A 16,033-nucleotide genomic window follows, 5' to 3' on the forward strand; every position below is an offset into this window, starting at 1 on the left:
TCTCGGGGCGCATGCGGGATAAAGCCCAGGTCGCAGTGGCCCTGCACCTCACGGGAGATGCAGGGCCATTTTGCATTGCAGTAAAGCTATGGGCTACGAACGACGCGGCTCGGGAACCACGAGCCTATCGGGGCTCGCACCCTCGGCATCCATCAGGCTCACATAGCGAATCGATGGGTCCTCGTAGGTCGCGTAGTAATAATTGCCCGTACGCGCGCTAAAGCATCCGGTGTAGATGGTCTTCTCGAAGTTGCCATCGCCCATCCTGGACGCTCCCTCGATCATCGCCACGCCCTCGAGCGAGCGGAACATGCGGACGACGTTTTCGGCCTCGCTCTCCTTTTGCGGGTAATTGGCATTGAGATAGGCCGCCTTTACAAAACGGCTCGGCGAATAGCAGTCACCCGGAATACCGCGCATGCCGGCACCCGCACCATAAGGCTTAAGCTCGGCGGTGCGCCATGTCGCCGTCTGCGGAAAATCGTTTGAGGCGGTGATATAGGTGCGCAGGTTTTCCATATGCCACGGGAAGGTCGGCTGATTGGCAAGGGTATCGACCGGATCGTCGTACACATGCAGGCCGTCGGCCATCATCTCGACCACGATGCTGCGCTCGCCGTAGCCGATAATCCAATGGAGCAGCGACACGCCCAGCCCCTCACCGGCAGACTTGGCAACAATCACCGTGTCGCGCAGCGCGGCCTCGACCTCGTCGACCGTCGAGAACGTCGCCGCCACCCACAGGGGAAACTCGTAGGCCGCGATATTGGTCTTGTCGTCAACCGGACCCTCGGCATACTCGGCATAACCGGGAAAGTTGAGCCCCGCCACAGCCAGACCCGCATCGTTGCCACAGTCGAAAAACATGGGATAGTTCTTGTAATCGATGCACATGCCGATCACCGCGTGCGCCGCCGTCGCATCGTCGATATACGAGTACGGGATGTGGAACCCGCGGGGCACCACGCGAACCTGCTCGCCGTATCCAAAGCTCCAGTCGAGGTTGCGGCCCAGATACATGTGGCCGGAATTATCGGTAAATCGAATGCTCGTGCACATAGCGCCTCCTAGCTCAATGTTCTTACTAAGGTCATTGTCACCAAACAAAGGAGCGCTAAACAAAAAAGTCCGGACATGACAACAATGTCATACCCGGACTAAAAACGACGAGGTGCGGTGCTTTGGTCCCCTTAGACCAACTTTCCAAGACAGTGATCAATCATGTGCTGGATCATTTGCGCCTCAAAGCCTGCGTAATCGCGGCGGCACTCCTTCATCTTGCCGTCGACGATTTGGTCAAAGGCAACCTTGCACTTGATATAGCGCGTGGACTTGGTGACCTCCTCGTGCGTCAGGCAGCTCTCCTCCATCTTGCTGGCGCCCAGGCCAAACACCAGACGGGGGTTGTAGAGCACGTGGGGCTCGCCGGCGTCGTCCAGGTAGACGCAGACCTTCTTGGTAACGCCAATCTGGTTAGCGGCAAGGCAGCCGGCATCGTCGAGCGACTTGATGGTATCGATCAGGTCCTGAGCAACCGACTCGTCCTCGACGGTCGCAACCTCGCAACGCTGGGACAGGATAGCCTCGTCGTGGCAAAGCTCTTTAATCATACGTTCCTCCATAGGGGTCGTTGTAACCGCTTAAGTATACGGTACCCACACATTTTCATGCGATAAATACCGTCCGTCTGTTACAAAGCGCCGAACATCAACATGCGAGGAACAGCAAGGTTGTAAAGACGATATAGTAAGTGAGTTCGTGTCAATCGGCCTAAACTCGGGGCCGAACAAGGAAAGGGTATGCATGGACGAACTTTTTCACGTCAGTGAGCGCAAGTCCACAATCGGGACCGAACTTCGCGCTGGACTGACAACATTCCTGGCGATGGCCTACATCATCGCCGTCAACCCCGCAGTGCTCTCGGGCGCTGGCATCGATGCGGGAGCGCTCGCCTGCGCCACCTGCCTGGGCGCCGGCATCATGACCATCTGCATGGGCATCTTCGCCAACCGCCCACTCGCCTGCGCGTCGGGTCTGGGCATCAACGCCATGATCGCGGGCATCGCCACCACCATGTGCGGCGGCGACTGGCACGTGGCCATGAGCGTTATCTTCCTCGAGGGTATCGTCATCTTGCTGCTCGTCCTGTGCGGCCTGCGCGAGGCCATCATGGACGCCATCCCCGTGGTCCTGCGCCACGCCATCTCGGTGGGTCTGGGCCTGTTTATCGCCATGATCGGCCTGTGCGACGCCGGCATCATCACCGCTGGCGCCGGTACGCTCGTCGGCCTGGGCGACATCGCCTCCCCCACCTTTATCGTCGGCATCATCTCCATCGTCGTGACGGTTGCCCTGGCTTCCCGCAACGTGCCGGGCTCGCTGCTCATCGGCATCATCGTCGCCGTTATCGCCGGAATCCCGCTGGGCGTCACCCATGCGCCCGAGGGCCTCATCGCACCGCTCGACTTCTCGACCTTCGGCGCCCCGTTTGCCAGCACTGCCGACGGCAACCTTGCCATCGTGAAGGTCCTGACCGACCCGATGCTGCTCGTCGTTGCCTTCTCGCTGCTCATGAGCGACTTCTTCGACACCATGGGCACCGCGATGGCCGTCGCCAAGCAGGGCGAGTTCCTAACCGAGGACGGCAATGTCGAGGACATCCGTCCCATCCTGGTCGTCGACTCCGTGGCCGCTGCTGCCGGTGGCTTTATGGGCGTCTCCTCCATCACCACCTTCGTCGAGTCCACCTCTGGCGCTGCCGACGGTGGCCGCACGGGCCTCACCTCCGTCACCACCGGCGTGCTGTTCATTCTCGCCGCGTTCTTCTCCCCCATCGTCACCATCGTTTCCAGCGCCGCCACCTGCGGTGCTCTGGTCTACGTCGGCTACCTCATGATGAGCGAGGCCTCCGAGATCGACTGGTCCGACGTGTCGCAGGGTTTCCCGGCGTTCATGATTGTCGCCGGCGTGCCCTTCACCTACTCCATCTCTGCCGGCATCGGTCTGGGCTTTATCGCCTACGTGATCGTCGCGCTCTTTAAGGGCGAGGCCTCCAAGATCAAGCCGCTCATGTGGATCGCAGCCCTCGCCTTCCTCGTCTACTTCTTTGTAGCGTAGCGGCAAAGCTGCCAAAGCAGAACACCAAAGCGCGGAGTCGCATCGAGCGGCTCCGCGCTTTTCTTTTAAAGCCAGGCATCGCACGGACGCGCGATATATTGCTTCCCAAGTTTTGGACATTTTGCCCTCCAAACGGCACTACCGCCGGCTACATCCTGCAGATATGCTGGGCGTAATCGCATAGGCCCTATGAGGATGGGAGTAACCATGGCCGCCTTGTTCACGACCCCCAAGCGCAATAATAAAACCTCAGGAGCCCATTTTGTCGAGCCCGACGTGCACCGTCGCACGCTGCTCGCGCACGGCAGCTGGCGCCGCGTGACGCGCCGCATCGTCTGCGGCCTGGCCTGCGCGCTCACGGTAAGTTCGCTGCTCATGCCGAGCGTCTCGCTCGCGGCGGAGTGGGTGGACGTTGGCGGCGTCCGCCACGAAGCGGCCGCGGGGCCCACGGGAGACGCCGCCGGCACCTGGAGCTGGGACGGCGCCGACGATATGAAGCTCAACGGCTATGACGGCGGTGCGATCCAGGCTGCGGGCAAGCTCAACATTGCCTACGAGGGCAAGAACACCGTGAAAACCGAGCCCGATTACACCGGAGCCGCCATCAAGGCGCAGGATTGCACTAGCCAGAAAGCAGAGTTGAACATAACGAGCTCGAATAGCACGGATGAGCTCAATGTGACAGCCGAGGCCAATGCAATTAAATCAACAGGTGACCTTTCCATTTCTGGCCCAGGCACTGTGAACACCACAAGCACTAATTCCGACGGAATTGAGGCAAAGGGCGATCTCTCTATCACAGGCTCGGGCACCGTGAATGCAACGGGCGGTACCGAAGGCATCCAATCCAAGGGCAAGACCACCATCGATTCCTCTGGTACAGTGATCGCTAAAGGAGGCGAAGGTTACGGCGTCGCCGCGGGCAGTGACCTGATCATCAAAGGCGGTGGCAAGGTAGAAGCAAGCTCGATAGAAGAAGCGGCGATTTGGGCTGACGACAACATCGACATCTCGGGCGGCAGCCAGGTCAAGGCGAACTCCGAGGGAGATCTTGCCGTCAACGCTGAGGGCAGTCTCGCGGTCACGAACGCCTCCCTTGACGCAAGTGGTGTTAAATATGGCGTCTATGCTTGCAAGGGCGCTATACTCGATCACGCGACCGTAACGGTCCGCACAAGCGCGAGCGGCGGCCAGGCCATCGCCCTCATCACTGACGGGGACGACATCGTCATCAAAAATGGTTCCATCGTGGACGCGTTCGCGGAAGGCGAATTCTCGGTTGCAATCTCTACCAGAAACCACCAGCTCAACGACGCGGGCGGACACATCTACATCAGCGACTCCGTTGTTAAGGCTATAGCCCGCTATGTCGAGTCCGGTAGCGATGGCCCCGATCACTACAGCAACGACCAAAGCGGCGAGGTCATCCCTGAGCCTAGGGGTCTGAACATCGGTATCTTCGCCCAGACCAGCGAGGGCATCACGCCCGCGACTATTTCGATCGTCCGCAGCAAGGTCACTGCCGAAGGAGACACGGCGGCGATCTTCGCCCTTGCCATGAGCGCGGACGGCAAGGCAATCGGCACCATCGAAATCGAAGGCTCCACCATCCTGACGCCTGAAGGCGGCAAGGTCATTGACTATCGCAACAAAGAAGAGCTCAGCAACGGCGACATCTACGAAGCGGGTCAAACCATCGGCACGGGCGACGCTGTGATCGACTCCCCCTATAACGAAGCTGTCGCCAAGAGCACGGTCATCGTGCCTCCCGAGGAGATCAAACCCGAGGAGAAGCCAGGCGAGACCAAGCCCGAGGGTTCCAAGTCCGAGGGCACGAAGACAACCAAGACCGTTGCAGTTGCAGCCACGGGAGCCAAGACCACCGGCAAGCTCGCGGCAACCGGCGACGCCTCGAGCGTAGCCATCGTGGCAGCCGCCCTTGCGGGAACAGCCGCCATCGCCGCCGGCGCCGCGGTGAGTCGCAAGCGTGCATAGACGCCTCGATCTTTAACGCACGGGGCGGCACCCCCGAATACGCCTAGTCCGCACGCCGTTTAGCAACGCCACCGCCAAGCTCCCCTCCGGCGGTGGCGTTTCCTGTTTGCACTCGTATGGCGCACACGCGAGCGGAGTCGCAACAAGCGGCTCCGCGCTTTGTGATTAATGCCCGACAACGCGTAGGTGCGCAGCTTATTCCTCTTCCGGATTTTGGACATTTTGCCCTCCAAACGGCACTACCGCCGGCAACATCCAGCAGATACGCTGAATCTAGCCGTATAGGCCCTATGAGAACGGGAGCAACCATGGCAGCCTTGTTCACGACCCCCAAACGCAATGACACTACCGCCGGAACCCATGTTGCCGAACCCGACGTTCGCCGTCGCATAGGACTCGCGCACGGCAGCTGGCGCCGCGTGACGCGCCGCATCGTCGTAGGCGCCGTGTGCGCGCTCACGGTGAGCTCGCTGCTCATGCCGAGCGTCTCGCTCGCGGCGGAATGGGTCAAGGTCGGCGGCAACAAGTACAACACCGCGGCGAGCGACGAGGCCGGTACCTGGTCGTGGGACGGCGCCGACGACTTGAAGCTCAACAACTATAACGGCGGCGAGATCCAGGCCGCAGGCAAGCTCAACGTGAATTACTCGGGGACCAACATCGTCACTGCCGAATGGATCGAAGGCATCAACGTTTCTCATGGCACTAACGAGAACGCCGAGCTCAATATCCAAGGCGACGCGGGCAGCACGCTCAGCGTGACATCTACTGAGGACGCTATCCTCTCCACGGGTAATATCAACATCGACGGAGCCGGATCCGTCAACGCCACGAGCACTGGGTTTGACGCCATAAATGCCGGGGGTGATCTCGCTATCAAAGGTTCGGGCAACGTCAACGCCACGGGTGCATCGGATGGCATCAGGGCAAACGGTAATATCACGATTGACGACAGCGGAGCCGTCACCGCCAGGACTACCGAGGACAAGGGTATTGGAACCGACAAGAACCTCACCATCAAGGGTGGCGGGACGGTCGAGGCAAGCTCAGCTGATGGTGAGGCCCTTTGGAGCGGCGGCAATATCAACATCTCGGACGGCAGCCAGGTCAAGGCAAGCTCCGAGAAAGACGCTGCCGTCGAGGCCAAGGGCAGCCTCGCAGCCACAAACGCCTCCCTCAACGTAAACGGTGTTGAATATGGCGTCTATGCCCACAAGGGCATCACCCTCGATCATGCAAACGTGACAGTCCGCGCAAGTAAAGGCAGATACGGTAGCGCCATTGCCCTCTTCACCTACCCAGACGATATCGTCGTCAAGAACGGCTCCACCGTGGACGCGTTTGCGGAAGGCGAGGTTTCGGCTGCATTCTCCACCAGAAGCGATCGACCCAACGAGGAGGGTGGCCACATCTACATCAGCGACTCCGTTGTCGAGGCCATAGCCCGCTATGTCGAGAACGGCGACGGCCCCATCCCCTACAGCGAAAACCAAGATGGCGAGACGAGCCCCGAGCCCCAAGGCGAGAACATCGGCATCATCGCCCAGACCAGCGAGGGCGTCACACCCGCAGTCATCTCGATCATCCGCAGCAAGGTAACGGCCGAAGGAGATACAGCGGCAATCTTTGCCCGTGCCATGAGCGCTGACGGCAAGGCAATCGGCACCATCAAGATTGAGAACGCCGCCATCCAGACGCCCGAAGGCGGCAAGGTCATTGACTATCGCAAGCTCCGTGACGGCATCTACGAGGCAGGCCAAGCCATCGGCACGGGCGACGCTGTGATCGACTCCCCCTATAACGAAGCTGTCGCCAAGAGCATGGTCATCGCACCTCCCGAGGTAGCCAAGCCGGAAGACCCCAAGCCCGACGAGACCAAGCCCGCAGAAAGCAAGCCCGCGGAGTCCAAGCAGAACCCCAAGCCTGAGGGCTCAAAGCCGACCAAGGCCGTTGCGGCTTCAATCACGAAAGCCAAGACTACCGGCGTGCTCGCGGCAACCGGCGACACCTCGGGTGCGGCCATCGTGGCAACCGTCCTTGCGGGAACAGCCGCTATCGCCGCAGGCACCATGGCGAGCCGTAAGCGCTCTTAGACGCCTCTGCGCACATGGCAGCTCCCGCGAAGGCCCCGAGCCCCAGCACCGTTTAACCACGCCACCGCCGAGCTCCCCTCCAGCGGTGGCGTTTTCCATATGCGTCCGCAGGGGATGCACGAGATTGTCTTTGGTCTAGCCCAACCGGCATACGCTGGCGTGCGACAATTGGGGCTGCCGATATCACAACACTGAGAGAAGCCCGTCATGGAAGCGCATCAAAAGCAGATAACCGTTTATTCGAATCATACGGAAAGCGCGCCTGTCATCTACCTTCCTGTGGTCGTGGGCGACGGCAGCGAGGTTTATAAGTGTTGCCGAGAGCTCAACTGCCCGCCCTTCACGCTTGTCGGCATTGGCAGCCTCAACTGGAATCGCGAGCTGAGCCCCTGGGGATGCGACGGAACCGTGCGCGATGCCGAGCCCTTTGGCGGTCAAGCTGCCGATTTTCTTGATGAGCTGCTGAATCAGATAATCCCCCAGGTCGAGTCGTCGCTTCCTCAGCCGCCCACCTGGCGCGGCATTGCCGGTTACTCGCTCGCGGGCCTCTTCGCACTCTGGTCCCTCTGGCAAACCGACGCCTTTGACCGCGCCGCGAGCGCATCGGGGTCGCTATGGTTTCCCGACTTTGTCGACCGTGCCAGCACGGCCCCTTTTGCCGGCAGCCCGCAAGCCGTCTATCTGTCGCTCGGCAAAAAAGAGACCAAGACGCCCAACCGCATGATGCGGCATGTGCTCGACGACACGCGCGCGACGGAAGTGCTGCTCATCGCGCGCGGCATTCCAACAACGCTGGAGCTCAACCCCGGCAATCACTTCGCCCAAACCGATCTGCGCATGGCACGTGGCATCCACTGGATATTGACGCATTAAAAATGGCGCCCGCGCGTACGCATGGGCGCCATTTTTTGATTCAGCTGGACGCAGTTGTTACTCAGCAGCCTCCTCAAGCTCGGAGACATCAAACTCAAAGTCGTTGCCCGGTAGGATGGCATTGAGCACAATGCCCACCAGCGAACCCACGGCAAGGCCCGAGAGCGAAATCGTCACGCCGCCCAGCTCCAACACGATAGCTCCGGCAGTGCTGTACGCAATGCCGAGTGAAAGCACCAGCACCAGGGCGGCCACCAGCACGTTGCGGTTGTTCTGGAAATCGACCTGGTTCTCGATGAGGTTGCGGACGCCCACGGCGCTGATCATGCCATAGAGCACGAGAGACACGCCGCCGATCACACACGCCGGCATGGCCGCAATGACAGCCGCGAACTTGGGGCAGAACGAGAGCACAATGGCACAACATGCGGCAATGCGAATCACGCGCGGGTCAAACACACGCGTTAGGGCAAGCACACCGGTGTTCTCGCCATAGGTGGTGTTAGCCGGAGCGCCAAAGAGCGATGCGAGAATGGTCGCCAGGCCGTCGCCAAGCAGCGTGCGATGCAGGCCAGGATCGGCGATGTAGTTACGCTCGCAGGTGGAGCCGATAGCCGAGATATCACCGATATGCTCGATCATGGTCGCAAATGCCAACGGCATAATGGTGATGATGGCCGTCGTGGCAAGACCGCTATCGAACTGCGGCCCAAAGAGTGCAAACACGGTGTTGTCCCACACGATGGGCAGACCGACCCACGGAGCGGCGGCAACGCCCGAGAAATCAACCTCGCCGAGCGCAGCCGCAACGGCATAGCTCACCACAACGCCCAGCAAAATCGGCACGATCTTGACCATGCCACGGCCCCAGATGTTGCAGATGACGATAACGGCAACGGCAATGACAGCCACAAGCCAGTTGGTCTGGCAGTTAGCAATAGCGGAACTTGCCAGGATCAAGCCGATGGAAATGACGATGGGGCCAGTCACTAATGGCGGAAAGAAGCGCATAACGCGCTTGGCGCCAAACGCGCGGAAGAGCGCCGCAAGCACCGGATAGAGCAGGCCGGCACAAGCTACGCCCAGGCAGGCGTGGGGCAAAAGCTCGGCCTCGCCGTTGGGCGCGATGGCGGCATAGCCCGCGATAAAGGCAAACGAAGATCCCAAAAACGCTGGCACCTTGCCGCGCGATAGGAAGTGGAAGAGCAGCGTGCCCAGGCCGGCAAACAAAAGGGTCGCCGAAACCGAAAGGCCGGTGAGCACAGGCACCAGCACGGTAGCGCCGAACATGGCAAACAGGTGCTGCAGGCCGAGCAAAAACATGCGCGGGCGACCGAGCGACGACGCATCGTAGATGGCATCGGCGACGGCGGGCGTCGAGGATTGGGACATGGATGTCCTTTCATAATGGAAGGGCGCCCGGGCATATCGGATTACCTGCCCGAACGATACGATCCGAACCATTGTACGCGATGCATGCCGCTCCGACCACGACGCCCCTGCGAACGGCAGCATTACTTCCAGATGCGCTCGGCGATGCGTTTGACCAGGGCGATCTTTGCCCACTGCTCGTCCTCGGTCAGCTTGTTGCCAATCTCGCAGCTGGCAAAGCCGCACTGGGGAGACAGATACAGGTTCTCGAGCGGCACGTACTTTGCGGCTTCGCGGATGCGCTCGACGATAACATCCTCGTTCTCGAGCTCTGCGGCCTTGGTGGTCACCAAGCCCAGCACGACCTTCTTGCCCGGGGCAACGTAGCTGAGCGGCTCAAAACCGCCGGCGCGCGGCGTATCGAACTCCAGGTAGAATGCGTCGACATCCTCATGTGCAAACAGGTACGGCGCGATGGGGTCATAGCCGCCCTCGAAAGCATAGGTAGAGTGGTAGTTGCCGCGGCACACGTGCGTGTTAATGACGAGGTCGTCGGGCTTGTCCTCGATGGCGGCGTTGTTGAGCGCCACGCCCAGCTCGCTCACCCTTTGCAGGTCAACCGGGCTCATGCCAGTCTTGGACACAAAGTCGGTATCGCAATAGATGCCCCAGGTGCAGTCATCAAACTGGATGTTGCGGCAACCCGCTGCGTACAGGTCGGCGATCACCGTGCGATAAGCGGCTGCAATTGCGTCGGCAAGTTCCTCATCGGTCTTATAGACAGCGCGCAGGCTCTCCTGCTGGCCATCGCAGCGGTCGAGCGTAACCTCCGAGAACGTCTGGATCGGCGCCGGAATGGTCTGGCGTGCAACGTGGCCCTCCCCCTCGAGTGCCTTGACAAACTTAAAGTGCTCGACGAAGGGGTGGTTCTCGCCGCTGATGGGGCCGGTCACCACGGCGGTGTCAGCCGTGGTCTCCTCGTCGTGGAACATATAGCCCGTACGCGAGGTGCGGCGTTCAATGCCGTTGAGCCCCCACATAAAGTCGAGGTGCCAGTAACTGCGACGAAACTCGCCATCGGTAATCACTTGCAGGCCAGCGGCCTTTTGCTTGTCCACCAGTTCGCGAATAGCCTCATCCTCGACAGCCTTAAGCCCCTCGGCATCAAGCGTGCCTGCCGCATAGGCAGCGCGGGCATCCTTTACGGCCTGCGGACGAAGAAAGCTGCCGACGATATCAGCGCGAAACGGCGCGTTCGGTTGAATTGAAGTGCTCATAGATATCTCCCTTTGCATTGGTTGCTTTACTGGAACAGAGTATGAGCGCTCATATAGCCATCGTAAAATATACGTTTATAACAGTTTGATATAGATGCTTCCTATATCAGTTGGGACTGCCATGAAGAGATTTGACCTGTGCAGGACGCAGCAGTCTAGATATGCTGACGGATCGCGTCGATATAGGCTTGACCGTAGCGCGTAAGCGTCGTGTTCTTGCGCGTGATGATGCCGATCTCCATGTACTCATCCACATCGAGCGGAATCGAGATAATGCCGGGGCCGTTGAGCTCGTGGCTGATCACGCCCGAGCATACCGTGTAGCCGTTGAGGCCCATGGCCAGGTTGAACAGCGTCGCACGGTCGCGCACGCGGATATTCTTGCGACGCTCAAACGTCGAGGTCAGCTCCTCGGAATAGTAAAACGAGTTGTAACTGCCCTGCTCGTAGGACAGGAACGGGTAGTCTTCCAAGTCCTCGAGCGTCACGCTGGAGCGGGCCGCCAGCGGATGGTCGGCACAGACGAAGACATGCGGCGTGGCGCAGAAAAGCCCCTCGAATACGAGCTCGTTGGCCGCCAGCATGCGCTCGATAACCTCGCGGTTATGCTCGGATAAGTACAGGATGCCCAGTTCGCTTTTCATATGCGCGACGTCCTCGATAATCTCGTGAGTCTGCTCCTCGCGCAGGGTAAAGTCATAGCGCGCGGCATCGAACTCACGGATCACATCGACAAACGCGTTGACGGCAAAGGAATAATGCTGGCAGCTCACACTAAAGTGCGGCACCTGCTCGGACGCGCCCTTGTACTTGCCTTCGAGCAGATCCGCCTGATCGAGCACCTGGCGCGCGTAGCCCAAGAAGGTCTCGCCCTCCTCGGACACAATGACACCCTTGTTGGTGCGCTCAAAGATGTGCACACCCATCTCGTTTTCGAGATCGCGGATCGACGCGGTAATCGAAGGCTGCGACACAAAGAGCCGGCGCGAGGCCTCGGTGATGCTGCCGCATTCGGCAACTTTGACGACATACCTGAGCTGTTGAAGCTTCATGATGGCCTCCCTAGACGTCCGCGAAACCCGAACCCGCCGCATCTGCCTGACGCATAAACGACGGCATCTCCCCCGTCGCGGCGCAGGCGGCAATCTGATGCAGAGCCCCGGCAACCGCATCGTCTGCCGCAGCGCCGATATGCCAGCGCGCGGCAGCCGTGACGGCCTCGTTGGCATTGGCGACTGCAACGGAGTTGGGGACGGCACCGATCATGGGCAGGTCGTTATCGGAATCGCCAAATACGGCCACCTCGTCGGACGTCAGGTCCAAAGCGCGCGCCAGCTCCAGCGCAGCGCAACCCTTGTCCCAACCTGCTGGAAGAATGTCGAACAGGCGCACACGATTGTTGGGAAACACGAGCGAGAGTTCCGGCACCTCAGCGGCAACGCGCTCGCGTAGCTCCGCGAGCTCCTCACGCGAACGAGCACTCCAGATATTCGCCTTGAACACCGACGCGTCATCGACGACAGGACGGCACGGGGCCTCTTCGCCCTTGAGCCATGCGTTGCCGCCCGACTCCATGGCGCGGCGCACGCGCTCGGGGTCGCTCGTCACACAATAGGCATCGTTGCCCCAAAAGTCATCACCCAGGCCGTAGACCTTCAGATACGTATCGTCGGTCTCTTGCTCCAAGTAGTCAGCCAAGCGCATAAGGGCGGCGTTGTCGGTCGCATGCGAGGCTACCACCTCGCCGTCCACAAACATGACCTGGCCGTTGCAGAACGCGCCGGTCGAGAAGCACTCGGCGCGATTGCGGAACATCCAGCCCATCGCGGAGGGTTGGCGACCCGAAACCGGGCCAAAGTGCAGACCCGCCGCCTGCATGGCATGAATGCCCTCGATGGCGTAGTCGCTGGCGCCGTCATGCCCGGCTGGAATCAGCGTATCGTCCATATCGGTCAGCACAAGTTTAATCATAAGGCCCCCTCGGTCATTCTTAATCCCGTCTATTGTACCGACCTGCCAAAAAGAGACAGGTTTATATTGGCAGGTTTTATCTGGGAAAACGCAGCGCCCCTGTTGCCACCTGCCAAAATAAACCTGTCCCTTTTTGGCAGGTGCGCTAGTATAGGGAACAACAGATTCGATGCGGGAGTGCCGGCGGTGCAAACCACAAGGCTGAGAGGGCATGGGGCCCAATCCTTTGAACCTGTCAGTTAATGCTGGCGTAGGGAGCATGCCGCCTTTGCAGGGGCGCTGTCTATGCACAGCGCCCCTTTTCTATGCCAAGGAGGCATGTGCAGTGATTGATTCGGAACAGCTTAAGCAAAATGTGGTCAAGGCCGTGGAAGAGATTCGCGCCACCAATCCGATGGCCGGCTCCATCACCAACACGGTGACGATCGACTTTGTCGCCAACGCACAGCTCGCCGTGGGCGGTTCGGCCGCCATGGTTTATCTACCAGACGAGGGCGAGGCACTCGTTGCCGGCGGCGGCGCCATCTATCTCAATATGGGCACGCTCTTCCCCATCTACGAGCAGACGATTCCCCGCGCGGCCAAGGCGGCACACCACGCCGGCAAGCCCTGGGTGCTCGATCCGGTGGGCCTGGGCATCGGTAGCCTGCGCACCCAGCTGGTAAACGAGCTCAAGCAGTACAAGCCCGCCATCGTACGCGGCAACGCCTCCGAGATCATCGCGCTCGCCGGCCTGTGGGGTCTTGGGGGCGAGGCAGCCGATCTGAGCCGCGTGCGCGGTGTCGATACCACCGACACGGTCGATGCCGCCCGCGATGCCGCCGTAGCGCTCGCCCGCTACACTGGCGGCGCCGTGGTGGTCTCGGGCGAAGTCGACCTGATTACCGACGGCACGACCGTAGCCAAATCCCACGGCGGCAGCCCGCTCATGTCAAAGATTACCGGCTGCGGTTGCTCGCAGGGCGGCGTGCTAGCCGTGTACGCCTGCGCTGCCGATCCGTTTACGGCAGCCGTCTGCGGCACCGCCGTCTACAACGTAGCCGGCACGCGTGCCGCCGCTGTCGCCGATGCCCCGGCAAGCTTTAAGGTCGCCTTTATCGACGAGCTCTACCGCGCAACCGCCCAGGACATCGCCGATAACCGACTCGAGCTCGAGGAGGCATAAGCCATGTCCGAGCCCGCAACCAACGCCGGCATGAACACGCTCGTCGCCGTGGCCATCGCCCCGTGTGGCACCGGCGATGAACTGTCCGCCGAGGTCGCTGAGGTCGTGCGCGTCATTCGCGAGAGCGGCCTTCCCAACCGCACCACCTCGATGTTCACCGAGATCGAGGGCGACTGGGACGAGGTCATGCAGGTCGTGCGCGACGCAACCTTTGTGTTAGCGAGCAAGGGCATCCGCACCGAAGTCGTGCTCAAGGCCGATATTCGACCCGGATTTACCGACACCATGACTGGCAAGCTCGAGCGCATGGAAGCACAGATCAAGAAACAGGAGGAAGCACGATGAGCATCCGCGACAACCTTGATATCTCGGCCTATCTGGTACTCGGCCCCGAAAACACGCTCGGGCGCCCCGTGGGCGATGTAGTGGCCCAGGCACTCGACGCCGGCTTTACCTGCATCCAGGTGCGCTCCAAGGTGGCAAGTGCCCGCGAGATCATCGCGCTGACCGACGACGCCGCACAGGCTATCGCTCAGGCCGGCAAGACCGGTCAGGTCGCCTTGCTGATTGACGACCGCCTTGACTGCGTGCTCGCCGCGCGCGAGCAGGGCATCGCTGTCGACGGCGTGCACGTGGGTCAGAGCGACATCCCCGTCGAGGTCTGTCGCAAGCTGCTGGGCCCCGATGCCATCGTGGGTCTTTCGGCCCGTTGCGAGGAGATGCTCGAGTACGTCAAGACCGCCGACATGAGCCTGGTCGACTACCTGGGCATCGGCCCGCTCCACGAGACCGAGACCAAGCGCGACTGCGGACGCGCGGCCGACGGCTCCATCATCACCAAAAGCTTTGAGGACCTGGCAGCCCTCCATGCGGCAAGCCCCGTGCCCATCGTGGTGGGCGGCGGCGTTAAGACAGCCGACTTGCCGCAGCTCAAGGCCACCGGCGTCGACGGCTTTTTCGTGGTGAGCGCCGTCTGCAGTGCCGACGACCCCCACGCCGCAGCCAAGGAGCTCGTCGATACCTGGCAGCAGGCATAAGCCTAGACCGAGCAGTTGCTCCGCAGTCCCATATCTTCAATAGCGGAAAGCGCATCCCAGTTTGGACGTCCATTCTGGGATGCGCTTTCCGCATAGAGGACCAGCGGGAAACTACGTCCCAGTCTGAGCGCTGATTACGGGATGCAGTTTCCGGCGTAGTCCCTACCCCGCCAGATACGCTTCCAGCGCGGGCAACGTCGCCTCCGCATCGCGACGGCCGATCTGGTAGATGCGCTCGAGTTCATCGGGCTCGCGGCACAGCGACGGCACCTTCACCGATTCGCTCGGCCGCACCACAAAGATCTCGCCAGCGGCTTCGCGACGCGCCAGGTCATCGAGCGTGGCATTGTAGACCTCGTGCCGATGCTCAAGCGCCGCAACAAACTCCGGATAGTGACGATACACGCGACGCAGCATAGGCATCACGCTATTGGGCTGCTTTACAAAGCCCGCCGGCTGCGTCAGCACCACCACGTTGCGGTCATAGCCTTGCTCAAACAGCCAAGCGCTGGGAATGGAATCGGCAACACCGCCATCCAAGTACTTACGACCCTCGATGGCAACAGGACGCGTCGCCACGGGAATCGCCGACGACGCCCGGATCCACTCAATATCGCGCTCGTCGCCATAGGGCAGGTCATGGTAGACGGCCTCACCCGTCTTAAGATCGGTACATACGCACGTAAACCGCATGGGGCAGGCGCGATATGCCTCCAGATCGATGGGATCGCGCTCGATGGGTACCTCATGATAGGCAAACTCGGCATTGAACATATCGCCGGTTCGCAACCAGCTCGTCACGCTCGCATAGCGCTTGTCGGCGCAATAGGCCTTGTTGTAGCGAATGGCGCGGCCGATCTGGCGCGATTTAAAGTTGTAGCCAAACGCCGCGCCCGCCGAGACACCCACCATATGGTCGCAGGTTAAGCCGTGCTCCATCCATACGTCGAGCACGCCCGCCGTATACATACCGCGGTAGCCGCCTCCCTCGAGCGCAAGCCCCACCGTGCGCGTCGTGTCTGGCTGTGCCATGCGACCATCTCCGTTCCCGTGTTTTAAAGCGGAACAAGTATACCCGCCAACATATATCGACTCAGTCGCATTTATATCGAGCATCGCATCGTCACGCTACCG

At 60.7% G+C, this 16,033-nt stretch carries 14 protein-coding genes and 1 riboswitch; of the genes, 7 read left to right on the top strand and 7 right to left on the bottom strand.

What is annotated here, in order from left to right:
- Positions 1-93: 93 nt before the first annotated feature.
- Both bsh and DXD39_RS08180 read right to left on the bottom strand, forming a co-directional pair.
- Positions 94-1,059, bottom strand: a complete 966-nt coding sequence (gene bsh, locus DXD39_RS08175) for a choloylglycine hydrolase (protein ID WP_117803753.1) — start codon at positions 1,057-1,059, stop codon at positions 94-96.
- Positions 1,060-1,190: 131 nt separating this feature from the next.
- Entirely contained in the window at positions 1,191-1,610 is a 420-nt protein-coding gene (locus tag DXD39_RS08180) for a peptide deformylase (protein WP_035137017.1), read from the bottom strand.
- A 193-nt stretch (positions 1,611-1,803) separates the two neighbouring features.
- On the opposite strand from DXD39_RS08180, the gene DXD39_RS08185 reads away from it, so the two are divergent.
- The 4 genes from DXD39_RS08185 (at position 1,804) to DXD39_RS08200 (ending at position 8,078) form a co-directional block, all read left to right on the top strand.
- The gene (locus DXD39_RS08185) at positions 1,804-3,117 is read left to right on the top strand and encodes an NCS2 family permease (protein ID WP_117803754.1); all 1,314 of its coding nucleotides are present in this window, start codon (positions 1,804-1,806) and stop codon (positions 3,115-3,117) included.
- A gap of 207 nt (positions 3,118-3,324) precedes the next feature.
- Positions 3,325-5,112 (top strand): hypothetical protein, encoded by a 1,788-nt coding sequence (locus DXD39_RS08190; protein ID WP_158565492.1) that lies wholly within the window; start codon positions 3,325-3,327, stop codon positions 5,110-5,112.
- Positions 5,113-5,420: 308 nt separating this feature from the next.
- On the top strand, positions 5,421-7,205 hold the full coding sequence (locus tag DXD39_RS08195) for a carbohydrate-binding domain-containing protein (RefSeq protein WP_158565494.1): 1,785 nt from the start codon (positions 5,421-5,423) through the stop codon (positions 7,203-7,205).
- Positions 7,206-7,412: 207 nt separating this feature from the next.
- Positions 7,413-8,078 carry an alpha/beta hydrolase gene (locus tag DXD39_RS08200; protein WP_117803757.1) on the top strand — a complete coding sequence of 222 codons (666 nt, stop codon included), beginning with the start codon at positions 7,413-7,415 and terminating at the stop codon, positions 8,076-8,078.
- A gap of 57 nt (positions 8,079-8,135) precedes the next feature.
- Here DXD39_RS08200 and DXD39_RS08205 read toward each other — a convergent pair whose 3' ends face one another.
- From DXD39_RS08205 to DXD39_RS08220, 4 genes are all read right to left on the bottom strand, one after another.
- A complete protein-coding gene (locus DXD39_RS08205) occupies positions 8,136-9,470 on the bottom strand; it encodes a uracil-xanthine permease family protein (protein ID WP_117803758.1) in 1,335 nt (444 codons plus the stop codon).
- A gap of 122 nt (positions 9,471-9,592) precedes the next feature.
- Positions 9,593-10,726 (bottom strand): 5-methyltetrahydropteroyltriglutamate--homocysteine S-methyltransferase, encoded by a 1,134-nt coding sequence (locus DXD39_RS08210; protein ID WP_233541150.1) that lies wholly within the window; start codon positions 10,724-10,726, stop codon positions 9,593-9,595.
- 155 nt (positions 10,727-10,881) lie between these two features.
- The gene (locus DXD39_RS08215) at positions 10,882-11,778 is read right to left on the bottom strand and encodes a LysR family transcriptional regulator (protein WP_117803760.1); all 897 of its coding nucleotides are present in this window, start codon (positions 11,776-11,778) and stop codon (positions 10,882-10,884) included.
- A gap of 10 nt (positions 11,779-11,788) precedes the next feature.
- The gene (locus tag DXD39_RS08220; RefSeq protein WP_117803761.1) at positions 11,789-12,697 is read right to left on the bottom strand and encodes an HAD-IIB family hydrolase; all 909 of its coding nucleotides are present in this window, start codon (positions 12,695-12,697) and stop codon (positions 11,789-11,791) included.
- A 163-nt stretch (positions 12,698-12,860) separates the two neighbouring features.
- A riboswitch (TPP riboswitch) is annotated at positions 12,861-12,971 on the top strand.
- Between the two features lie 51 nt (positions 12,972-13,022).
- Between DXD39_RS08220 and thiM the strand changes: the two genes are divergently transcribed.
- From thiM to DXD39_RS08235, 3 genes are read left to right on the top strand one after another with little or no spacing between them, the layout of a single operon-like run.
- Positions 13,023-13,862 (top strand): hydroxyethylthiazole kinase, encoded by an 840-nt coding sequence (thiM, locus tag DXD39_RS08225; RefSeq protein WP_117803762.1) that lies wholly within the window; start codon positions 13,023-13,025, stop codon positions 13,860-13,862.
- Positions 13,863-13,865: 3 nt separating this feature from the next.
- On the top strand, positions 13,866-14,207 hold the full coding sequence (locus DXD39_RS08230; RefSeq protein ID WP_225093307.1) for a thiamine-binding protein: 342 nt from the start codon (positions 13,866-13,868) through the stop codon (positions 14,205-14,207).
- Entirely contained in the window at positions 14,204-14,899 is a 696-nt protein-coding gene (locus tag DXD39_RS08235) for a thiamine phosphate synthase (RefSeq protein WP_117803763.1), read from the top strand. The genes DXD39_RS08230 and DXD39_RS08235 overlap by 4 nt, the downstream gene beginning before the upstream one ends.
- 162 nt (positions 14,900-15,061) lie before the next feature.
- Here the strand turns inward: DXD39_RS08235 and DXD39_RS08240 are convergent, their stop codons facing one another.
- Positions 15,062-15,931, bottom strand: coding sequence for a patatin family protein (locus DXD39_RS08240; RefSeq protein WP_117803764.1), 870 nt, complete (start codon positions 15,929-15,931; stop codon positions 15,062-15,064).
- Positions 15,932-16,033 lie beyond the last annotated feature (102 nt).

This window comes from Collinsella sp. TM04-29 (genome assembly GCF_003466565.1).
In the GTDB taxonomy this organism is placed as follows: Bacteria; Actinomycetota; Coriobacteriia; order Coriobacteriales; family Coriobacteriaceae; genus Collinsella.